Below are 9,939 nucleotides of genomic sequence, written 5' to 3'. Positions count from 1 at the left end.
GGCTCACAACGGGCGCTGCGCGCTCAGGGTTTGACCGCGATACGGCCCTCGTCCATGCGCAGCAGCAGGAGTTGCTCGCCGGTCTCCTCCAGGAACTCGTCGACGGCCTGGCGCGATCCCTGCCAGTAACCGTAGTCGTCGATCAGCAGCACCCCGCCGCTCACCAGGCGCCCGTACAGGTGCGCGAGCTCGTGCTTGGTCGACGCGTACCAGTCGGTGTCCAGCCGGAGGATGGAGATCTGCTCCGGCGCCTGCCCGGGGACGGTCTCCTCGACCTTGCCCCGCACGTAGTGGACGCGCTCCTTCGGGTACGGGACCTTCTCGAACCCCGCCTGTACGTCCTCCAGGGAGGCCACGGCCCAGATCGGCCGGTCCTTGCCCTGCGCGTCCAGCAGTTCCCGGGCCGGCCTGCCGTCCCGCCGCAGGTCCTCCGCGGTGGGCGGGGTCATGCCCTCGTACGTGTCGAAGAGGTACAGGTCGCGGCCGGTCTCGCCGAGCGTCAGCAGCGTCCTGGCGCAGGCCTGCATGGAGCCGCCGCGCCAGACACCGCACTCCACGATGTCCCCGGGGATGGAGTGCCTGACGATGTGCCGGGTCGCCAGGACGAAGGCGTTGAGCCGCTCCGGGGAGGTCATCGTGTACGGCTTCACCGCACGGATGATGTCCTTCGCCTCGTCGTCGTAGTCGGCCGGGAACTGCGGCTTCGCCGCCGGCTTCACCGCGGCCGGCTTCACCGCCTCCGGGGCCGGCGCGGCCTCGGGGGCGGAGCGCGGAGCGGGCACGGTCGCACGCCTGAGCTGGTATCCGGTGAGTTGCTGAAGGACGCCGTTGACGGCGTTGCGCCAAGCCATGGGCCCGGACAGTACGCGCGCTTTGCGGCTCATGTCATCTTTCGTCAACCTGTAGTTGATGGGACCGCACGGCCGTCCGGACGGCCGCACCTCTCCCGGCCGTCCAGCGGGCGCGGCAGCGGTACCCGGTCCACTCCCCCGGCCCTGTTGGCCCACCACACGGCCGTCTCCCGCACGGCGAGGTCGGCCAGTCCGTTCTTCAGCCGGGTCACCGGCCGCCGGTGGGGCAGGGGGCGGCGGAAGACGCCCACCGAGTCGCCCCAGTAGGCGGCCTTGGAGTCGATGGAGGCGTAGTCGTGCCAGATCCCCTTGACGGGCGGGAAGTCCGTGTACGCCTCGCAGAGTTCGAGGCGCGAGTGGGCGGCCATCGCGCGGAAGCCGTCGGGGTAGTAGCGCCAGCAGTCCTGCGCGTCGTGGACGTGCCCGCGCGAGGGCGCGGTGATGAAGGCGTAACCGCCGGGCCTGAGGACGCGGGCGATCTCCATCATCGACACCCAGAAGAACGGGATGTGCTCGAACGCCTGGCCGGAGAGCACCACATCGGCGCTCCGCGACTTCGCCGGGATCCGGTAGGGCCGGGTCATCACCGCGTCGACGTTGGGCCCGTCGAGGACGTCCACCCCGAAGTAGTCGATGTCGTGGTCCGACAGCAGCCCGCGGTGGGTGCGGGTCTGCTTGCCGGAGATCCGTGAGCCGAGGTCCACGACGCGGTGCCTGCGTGTCCTGGGCAGGTACTCCTCGACGCAGAGCCGCATCTGCTCGTAGGCGGACAGGTGCATGAGCTTCTCCCAACGTTGCGGTGCGCGCGCGCTGTTGAGCACAACGACGACGGGGTGCGGAGGGATCGCCCCGTACGGGTGACCCCCGTGCCCTCACTCCGGAGGCACCGGGAAGACCCGCCGCACCACCCGCTCCGCCGCGCCTCCGTCGTCGTAGGGGCAGAAGCGGCTGCGGAACGCGGCGCGCAGCGCGTCCGCCTCCGGGGACCGCCAGGCGCCGCCGCGCAGCACCTCGAGCAGTTCCTCCTCGGTGGTGGCGACCGCCCCGGGGGTGTCGCCGGGGCGGCCGGACAGCAGGTCGACGTAGGTGCCGCGGGCGGCGCGGTAGGCCTCCCAGTCGGGGAGGTAGGCGATGATCGGGCGGTCCAGGCAGGCGAAGTCGAACATCAGGGACGAGTAGTCGGTGATCAGGGCGTCGGCCGCCAGGAAGAGCTCCTCGACCGAGGGGTGCCCGGTGACGTCGATGACCCGGTCCCCCGCCCCGGTCCCGGCCCGGCTCCCGTAGAAGTAGTGGGCGCGCACCAGCAGCACACAGCCGGGCCCCAGGACGCGCGGGAGCCGCTCCAGGTCGAGCCTGGGGAGGAAGCCCCTGCGGTAGTCGCGGTGGGTGGGCGCGTACAGCAGCACCGTCGCGCCGGGGGCGATGCCCAGCTCCGCCCGGATCCTGCCGGCCCGTCCGGGAGCGGGGGCGCACAGGACGTCGTTGCGCGGGTAGCCGTAGGCGAGCTGTTCGTACGGGGCCGGGTAGACCCGGTCCCAGATCTCGGTGCTGTGCGGGTTGGCGGAGAGGCTGAAGTCCCACTGGTCGGCGTGGGCGAGGATCCGCTCGTGGCTCACGCCCGCGGTGAGGGCGGGGTAGGGGAGCTGGTCCAGGCCCATGGTCTTCAGCGGCGTCCCGTGGTGGGTCTGGAGGTAGGTCTGGCCGGGCCGCTTGGTGAAGCCGCCGGGGAAGCTGGAGTTGTTGACCAGGTACGTCGCCGTGGCCATGGCCCGCCAGTAGGCGCGGGAGCCCTCGATGACGTACGGCACCCCGGGCGGCATCCGGTCGCGGTGGCGGGAGGAGACGACCCAGACGCCCCGGATGTGCGGCACCAGTTCGCGGGCCTTGGCGTAGACGGCGGCCGGATTGCAGGCGACGCCCCTGTTCCAGTAGGCGCCGTAGACGGCGAGGCGGGGGTCGAGCCGGCGGTGCAGGTCGGCGCGGTAGAGGGCCCTCATCACGCGGGCGCGCAGCGACTTGCGCGCGGCGCGCGCGACGGCCCGCGCGCGGGCGCGCCCGGCGCGGGCGGCTCGCCGGACCCGGTGGACGGAGTACCGGCCGGGGAGGCCCGCCGCCCGGAAGAAGCGGCGCCGGTCGCCGGGGGCGATCCGCCCCGGGTCGTCGAGCACGGCGCTCAGGTGGGCGGTGCGCGCGGCCGTGATCCGCGGGTCGCCGCCGGTCCCGGCGGCCAGCCGGTCGTACGCGTCGATGACGGCGAAGTGCGCACGGCCCGGCGCCGTGGCGGAGGTGCCGGCGCGGCGCAGCCTCCGGCGTACGCAGACCCGGTCGAGCGAGGCGAGGGTGCCCGCGTCCGACGCGAGCAGCAGCGCACGGTGGACGGGCACGACGTCGCCGTACGGGCCCTCGGTGAAGCGGAGCCGGTGGGTGTCCCAGAACGCCCGGCGGAAGAGCTGGTTCCGGGCGGCCGGGAGGGCGTCGCCGGGCTGCTCCGCACCCCACCAGTCGGTCCGGTCGTGGCCCAGGCGCAGCACGTCGGGCCGGTCCTGTGCCAGCCGGGCGGAGATCTCCGCCCACGCCCCCGGAAGCAGCAGGCCGTCCCCGTCGAGGAAGAGCAGATAGGTCCCGCGCGCCGCCGCCGCACCGGCGTCCCGGGCCGCGCCCGTGTCCCAGGGCCCCTCCAGGACGAGCACGCGCACCCGGGGGTCGCGCTCGGCGAACTCCCGTGCGACGGCGAGGCCCAGTCCGTCGGCGGCCGTCCCGACGACGACCAGCTCCTGGCCGTCGGCACCGTCCCCGCCGGGCGGCCACTGCCCGGTCACGGACTCCAGGGCCTCCCGCAGGTACCCCTGCACACGGTGGGCGGGCACGACGACACTGAGCAGCATGGCGGCTGAGCGTAACGGGGACCGCGCGGTCCGCCCCAGAGCCCGTCACCCGTTCGGGTCAGCGCCGTGACCCGGGACGCTCCTCCGGGTTGTGACGGGCATGAAGCCACTCCTCAGCGTCGTCGTCCCGGTGCACAACGTCGAGGACTACCTGGAGGAGTGCCTCGACTCGCTGGCGGGCCAGACCCTGAAGGACATCGAGGTGGTGCTCGTCGACGACGGCTCCACCGACGGGAGCCGCCGGATCGCCGAGGGGTTCGCCGCCCGGGACGACCGCTTCCGCTGTGTCCACCAGCCCAACGCGGGCCTGAGCGCGGCGCGCAACACCGGCGTCGCCCGCACCTCGGCGGACGTCCCGTACCTGGCGTTCGCCGACAGCGACGACGTCCTCGTGCCCGACGCGTACGAACGGATGCTGGCGTCCCTGGAGTCGACCGGCTCGGACCTGGTGACGGGCAACGTGTGGCGGCTCGACGGGCGGGGCAGGCAGCAGGCCTGGCAGTACCGCTGGCTGACCGCCGACCGCCCCCGCACCCACATCACCCGCGACGCCAGGCTGCTGGCCGACCGCGTCGCCTGGAACAAGGTGTTCCGGCGCTCCTTCTGGGACCGGCACGCCTTCACCTTCCCGGTGGGCAGGCTCTACGAGGACACCCCGGTGATGATCCCGGCGCACTACCTCGCCGGCACGGTGGACGTGCTGCGCGAGCACGTCTACTGCTGGCGGGTGCGGGAGGGCTCGATCACCCGGCGGCGCACGGACGTGCGCGGGGTGCGGGACCGGATCGCCGCCTGTGAGGAGGTCAGTGCCTTCCTCGCGGACCGTGGCGCCGGGCACCGGCTGCGCTACGACGCCTCGTGCCTGCGGGACGACTTCGTGTACTTCCTGGAGGGGCTGCCGATGGGCGGCCCCGCCTACCGTTCCGCGTTCATGACGGGCGCGGGCGCCTTCCTCGACCGGGCGGGCGACGCGGCGCTGGCGGGTCTGCCGGTGGAGGCGCGCGTCCGCTGGGAGCTGGTGCGGGAGCGCAGGGTGGAGGAACTGCTGGCCCTCCTGGAGTTCGAACGGGCCAACGGGACGGGCACGTTCACCGTCGCGGGCCCGCCGGGGAGGCGGCGCGCCGTGCACCCGGGGGTCGCGCGGGACCGGGGCGCCCCGGCGCGCCTCGGCCGCGGTGATCTGCCCGCCGTGGCGCGGCTGGTGGAGTCGGCGTGGGAGGAGGACGGCACGCTGCGGCTGCGCGGGTACGCGTACGTCCGCAACCTCCCGGCCGGCAAGGCGCGGCACTCGCTGAAGGCCGGACTGGTGCGGGAGGCGGCGGGGCGGCGGGTGCGGGCCGTGCCGGTGCGCACCGTCCGCACGGACCGGGCCACCGCCGACTCCGGCCAGGAGCTGCACGGTTACGACCACGCGGGCTTCGAGATGACCCTCCGTCCGGGGCGGCTGGGGCCGGGCGACTGGCTGGTGGGCGTGGTGGTGGCCGGACACGGTGTCGTACGGCGGGCGGCGCTGCGCGCGGTGGAGGCGGCGGCCGCCCAGCCCCTCGCCCGCGACCTGGGCGGCGGGCTGCGCGCGGTGCTCGGCTACCGGGACGGCCGGCTCCAGCTGACGGTGAGCCGGGTGCCCGCGCTGGCCACCGGCCACGACCACGGGCCGGACACCCTGGAGCTGACGGGCACGCTGTACGGGGGCGCCCGGCCGACCGCGCTCGTCCTGGGACGCGAGGGGGCCGCGGAGCTCGTCCGTCCGGTGCGGACCGACGACGCGGGCGGCTTCGGCGCGCGGATCCCGCTCGCCGCGCTCGCCGCCGGATCCGCCACCGGGCCCTGGCGGGCGGAGCTGCTGACGGACGGCGTACGCGTACCGCTCGCGGCGTCCCCGGACCTGCCGCCCCCCGCGTTCGCGGACGCGGCGGGCCACCTGGTGGTGGACCTCTCCGGACGCCCGTACGTGGACGGCGCGCGGCAGGCTCCGTGCGGCGGGCTGCGCGTCGACGGGGCCGGGACCGGCGGACTCGAACTGCGGCACGCGACCCTGGGTGAGACGGTGACCGTCCCCACCGGGCGGCCGGGGGCCGCCGGACCCGTCGGGGAACCGTCCGGGCAGCGGCCCCCCGACGGGTCCGACGGGGGCGACGGGTCCGGCGGGTCCGGCGGGTCCGACGACGACCGGGAGTCCGCCGGAACCCACGCGTCCGCCGGCCTCCCGGAGGACCGCTTCACCGCCGTGCTCGCGCAGCCGCCCCGCGCGGGTGACTGGGAGGTGTTCCTGGACGGGCGCCCCGTGCGCGTGGGCGCGGCGCTGGCCGCCCTTCTGCCGGTGAACGCCGCGGGGGCCCGCTTCCGGCTCGACCGCCGCCACGGCGACCGGCTGACGGTGCACTGCGCACCCGCGCTCGACGAGGCGGAGCGCAGCGCGTACCGCCAGGCCCGGTTGCGCACGGCGCACTACCCGGCGCAGCGCCGGCTGCCGCTCCAGGACGTCGTCCTCTACGCCGGGGACGGTTCCACGCGCGCCGTGCACGCCGAGCTCGTGCGCCGGGGCACGCCCGCCGAGCACCTCTGGGTCACCGACGGGTCCGCGCGCGACGCGTCCGCCGTCCCGTCCACCGCCGTCCCCGTCGTGGCCCACGGCACCGCCTGGTACGAGGCGCTGGCGCGGGCCCGCCGGATCGTCGCGGCCGGCCAGCTGCCCGTCTGGTTCGAGCGCCGCCCGGACCAGACCGTCGTACAGACCTGGCACGGCCCCCCGCTCGGCCGGTTCGGCCTGGACCTCACCGACACCCTGTACGCCGACCACCAGCACCTCGCCACGCTGGCGCACCGTGCCGCCCAGTGGTCCGTCCTGGTCTCCCCCAGTGCCTCGGCCACCCCGCACCTGCGCCGCGCCCTGGCCTACCGCGGCGAGGTGCTGGAGGCGGGTTCGCCCGCCGACGACCTGCTGGCGGCACCGGGCGGCGACGCGACGGCCGAGCGGGTGCGCCGGGGGCTGGGCGTGCCGGACGGCCACCGCGTGGTGCTGTACGCGCCGACGTACCGCGACCACCTCGCCCACGCGCCGGCCGGCGTCCCCGGCGGTTCCGCACCGCTGTACCGCTGGGATCCCGCGCTCGACCTGCACGCGCTGGCCCGCTCGCTGGACGGCCGCACGACCGTGCTGGTCCGCAGGCATCCGAGGGTGACCGGCAGCGTGCCGGCGCATCCGGCCCTGCGTGACGTGTCCGCGCACCCGGACGCCACCGAGCTCCTGCTGATCGCCGACGTGCTGGTCACGGACTACTCGGGCCTGGTGTTCGGCTTCGCGCACACCGGCCGGCCGATGCTCTTCCACACCTACGACCTGGAGCACTACAGGGACACCGTGCGCGGCTTCTGCCTGGACTTCGAGACCCGCGCCCCCGGGCCGCTGCTCGTCACCACCGAGGAGGTGGCCCAGGCCCTGCGGTCCTCACCCGGTCCCGCGGACCTTCACGCGGACGCGTACGACAGCTTCCGGCGGGAGCACTGCGGCCTCGCCGACGGGGGCGCGGCCCGCCGGGTCGTGGACCGGCTGCTCGACGAGGCCCCCGGTGTCCCCCGCCCCGGGGCCCCGGGGCGCGCGGCCCCCCGCCCGGTCAGCCCTTGAGCGCGCGGACGGCGGACGCCGCGAGGTCGTCGAGGTACCCCTTGGGCAGGTCGCCCCGGACCACGACGAGACGCCAGTACAGCGGGCCGACGATGAGGTCCAGCGCCCGGTCGGGATCGCTGCCCTCGGGCAGTTCGCCGCGCTCCACCGCGGCCCGTACGACCACGGCGGCCACGCCCTGCTGCTGGTCGAGCAGGGCGGCCTTGATGGCGCCGGAGATCTCCGGGTTCCGGGCCGCCTCGACCAGCAGGTCCGGGATGACCTGCGAGGCCACCGGGTGGCGGAGGGCGTACGCGGCCAGCTCCAGCACGGAGCGCACGTCCCCGTACAGCGAGCCCGTCGCGGGCGCCGGCATGCCCTGGGCGGCGACCGCCGCGACCAGGTCCAGGACGAGGTGCAGCTTGGACTTCCAGCGGCGGTAGACCGCGGTCTTGCCGACGCCCGCGCGCCGGGCGATGCCCTCGATCGACATCCGCGCGAACCCCACGGCGGCCAGTTCCTCGAACACGGCGCCGCGGATCGCGTCGGTGACGTCCTCGCGGAGCACCGCGGCACCTGCCGGGGTGCGGCGCCCGGTTCGCCGTTCGGTGGTCATGGCCCGAATGATAGACCGTAACGACGAAACGGTTGCGTTGCGACGTACAAACGTCCTACTGTCAGCGTTGCGACGAAACGGTGCCGTCCCATCGAGCCGGATCTGTCCGCCCTGATTCCCGTCCCCCCTCGAAAGCGATCGTGGTGAGCCAGACAGCAGCCCCGCCGGCCCCGGTGGACACCGCATCTTCCGCCCTCCTCCCCGTGTACGCGCCAGGCGAGCTGGCCGCGCTCGCGGCCCGGCACGGGCTGAGCGTCAGCGGGGCACGCCCGACGCTCGGCGCGTACGTCCGGCAGCTCTGGGGGCGCAGGCACTTCATCACCGCCTTCGCGACGGCCAAGCTGACCGCGCAGTACAGCCAGGCGAAGCTCGGCCAGATCTGGCAGATCATGACCCCGCTGCTCAACGCGACGGTCTACTACTTCATCTTCGGCATCCTGATGAACACCAAGCGCGGGGTCCCCGACTTCGTGCCCTTCCTCGTCACCGGGGTCTTCATCTGGACCTTCACCGCCAGTTCGATCACGGCCGGCACCCGGGCCATCAGCGGCAACACCGGACTCGTCCGGGCCCTGCACTTCCCCCGGGCGTCCCTGCCGATCGCCCTGGCGATCCAGCAGCTCCAGCAGCTGCTGTTCTCCCTGGGCGCGCTGTTCCTGATCCTGCTCGCGTTCGGCCAGTACCCGCAGCCCTCCTGGCTGCTGGCGATCCCGGCCCTCACCCTTCAGGCGCTGTTCAACACCGGCGTCTCGATGGTCATGGCCAGGCTGGCGGCCAGGACCCCCGACGTCGCCCAGCTGACGCCCTTCATCCTGCGCACCTGGATGTACGCGTCGGGCGTCATGTGGAGCCTCGACACCCTGCTCAGCGGCGACCGGGTCCCGCGGCTCGTCCTGCTGGCGCTGGAGTGCAACCCGGCGGCCGTCTACATCGACCTGATGCGCTTCGCCCTGATCGACAGCTTCACCGCCGCGCAGCTGCCGCCGCACGTGTGGGCGGTCGCGACGGGCTGGGCCCTCGTCTGCGGCATCGGCGGCTTCGTCTACTTCTGGAAGGCCGAGGAGAGGTACGGACGTGGCTGACACCCCCGATACGCGTGTGCCCACCGTCGTCGTCGACGACGTCCACATCACCTACACCGTGAACGGCGCCCGCACCGGAAAGGGCAGTGCCACCTCGGCCCTGAACCGGATCGTCTCGCGACGCCAGCCGCGTGGCGCACGTCAGGTGCACGCCGTGAAGGGCGTCAGCTTCGCCGCGTACAAGGGCGAGGCCATCGGCCTCATCGGCTCCAACGGATCCGGGAAGTCGACGCTCCTCAAGGCCATCGCGGGGCTGCTGCCCCCGTCGAAGGGCCGGGTCCACACCCAGGGCCAGCCCTCGCTGCTCGGTGTGAACGCCGCCCTGATGGGCGACCTGACCGGTGAGCGCAACGTGGTGCTCGGCGGCCTGGCCATGGGGATGACGCGCGAACAGATCCGTGAGCGCTACCAGGACATCGTCGACTTCTCCGGCATCAACGAGAAGGGCGACTTCATCACCCTGCCCATGCGGACCTACTCCTCGGGCATGGGGGCCAGGCTGCGCTTCTCCATCGCGGCCGCCAAGAGCCACGACGTCCTGCTGATCGACGAGGCGCTGTCCACCGGCGACGCGAAGTTCCAGCGGCGCAGCAAGGACCGGATCATGGAGCTCCGCGAGGAGGCCGGCACGGTGTTCCTGGTGAGCCACAGCAACAGGTCGATCACCGACACCTGCGACCGGGCCATCTGGCTGGAGGCGGGCACCCTGCGGATGGACGGCCCGGCCGATCAGGTCGTGGCCGCGTACGAGGAGTTCACCGGGCCGGCCAAGCCCAGAACGAAGAAGTGACGCGGTGAGATGAGGACGTCCGCCGGACGGGGCCGTCGGGGCCCGTCCGGCGGTGTTGGCCGCCGCCCCGACGGCGCTGATGACGTGGACGCCGACCATCGGGGTGAGGAG

General features: G+C 74.0%; 7 protein-coding genes. 3 read left to right on the top strand and 4 right to left on the bottom strand.

Going from position 1 to position 9,939, the window contains the following annotated elements:
• Positions 1–23 precede the first annotated feature (23 nt).
• The 3 genes from ACFVS9_RS00035 to ACFVS9_RS00025 all read right to left on the bottom strand — a co-directional run bounded on the left by ACFVS9_RS00035 (position 24) and on the right by ACFVS9_RS00025 (position 3,736).
• Positions 24–884, bottom strand: coding sequence for a TylF/MycF/NovP-related O-methyltransferase (locus ACFVS9_RS00035; RefSeq protein WP_383115805.1), 861 nt, complete (start codon positions 882–884; stop codon positions 24–26).
• 11 nt (positions 885–895) lie between these two features.
• Positions 896–1,630, bottom strand: coding sequence for a methyltransferase domain-containing protein (locus ACFVS9_RS00030; protein ID WP_389929076.1), 735 nt, complete (start codon positions 1,628–1,630; stop codon positions 896–898).
• A gap of 93 nt (positions 1,631–1,723) precedes the next feature.
• A complete protein-coding gene (locus tag ACFVS9_RS00025) occupies positions 1,724–3,736 on the bottom strand; it encodes a CDP-glycerol glycerophosphotransferase family protein (RefSeq protein ID WP_389929074.1) in 2,013 nt (670 codons plus the stop codon).
• A 100-nt stretch (positions 3,737–3,836) separates the two neighbouring features.
• Here ACFVS9_RS00025 and ACFVS9_RS00020 point away from each other — a divergent pair, with 100 nt between their 5' ends.
• Positions 3,837–7,361, top strand: coding sequence for a CDP-glycerol glycerophosphotransferase family protein (locus ACFVS9_RS00020; RefSeq protein ID WP_389929072.1), 3,525 nt, complete (start codon positions 3,837–3,839; stop codon positions 7,359–7,361).
• Here the strand turns inward: ACFVS9_RS00020 and ACFVS9_RS00015 are convergent.
• A complete protein-coding gene (locus ACFVS9_RS00015; RefSeq protein WP_383115801.1) occupies positions 7,351–7,956 on the bottom strand; it encodes a TetR/AcrR family transcriptional regulator in 606 nt (201 codons plus the stop codon). The two genes, ACFVS9_RS00020 and ACFVS9_RS00015, sit on opposite strands and share 11 nt — an antisense overlap.
• A gap of 140 nt (positions 7,957–8,096) precedes the next feature.
• On the opposite strand from ACFVS9_RS00015, the gene ACFVS9_RS00010 reads away from it, so the two are divergent.
• Positions 8,097–9,038: an ABC transporter permease gene (locus ACFVS9_RS00010; protein ID WP_383115800.1), complete on the top strand. Its 942-nt coding sequence runs from the start codon at positions 8,097–8,099 to the stop codon at positions 9,036–9,038.
• Entirely contained in the window at positions 9,031–9,828 is a 798-nt protein-coding gene (locus tag ACFVS9_RS00005; RefSeq protein ID WP_383115799.1) for an ABC transporter ATP-binding protein, read from the top strand. Before ACFVS9_RS00010 ends, ACFVS9_RS00005 begins: the two co-directional genes overlap by 8 nt.
• Positions 9,829–9,939: the final 111 nt, after the last annotated feature.

Origin of the sequence: Streptomyces sp. NPDC058008 (assembly GCF_042886395.1) — a bacterium.
Lineage (GTDB): Bacteria > Actinomycetota > Actinomycetes > Streptomycetales > Streptomycetaceae > Streptomyces.
Note: the sequence above shows the minus strand (reverse complement) of the source record. Positions and strands in the feature narration are given on the sequence as shown.